Here is a 283-nt window from a genome sequence, read left to right as displayed (position 1 = left end):
CCTGACCGCCGTCGGCGCGGCCATGCAGCGCGTCTACGCCGCCCGCGCGCGGTCCTACGCCTCGGGTCTGGTGTCGGCGCCCCGCGATGAGTGGGTCGTGTCCGTCGGCCACGCCAAGCGCCGGGTGAAGGTGGCCGGGGAGAGCGACATCACCGTCGCGCTGCTCGACGAGGGCCGGGTTCTAAGCCTGACCGATATCGACTGGCGGCCGGGCAAGCCGGTGTTCAAGGCGGCGCTGGACGGCAAGGCCTTCACGGCGCAGGCGACGCCCGCCGCCGAGGGC

At 74.2% G+C, this 283-nt stretch carries 1 pseudogene; it reads left to right on the top strand.

The features are described from left to right. Nucleotides 1-283: pseudogene (locus tag AX690_RS23235) on the top strand (acetyl/propionyl-CoA carboxylase subunit alpha); the annotation flags it as partial.

This window comes from Caulobacter sp. CCH9-E1 (assembly GCF_001556515.1).
Classification (GTDB): domain Bacteria; phylum Pseudomonadota; class Alphaproteobacteria; order Caulobacterales; family Caulobacteraceae; genus Caulobacter.
The sequence above is the reverse complement of the archived record's forward strand: the minus strand, read 5'-3'. Positions and strand labels throughout refer to the sequence as shown.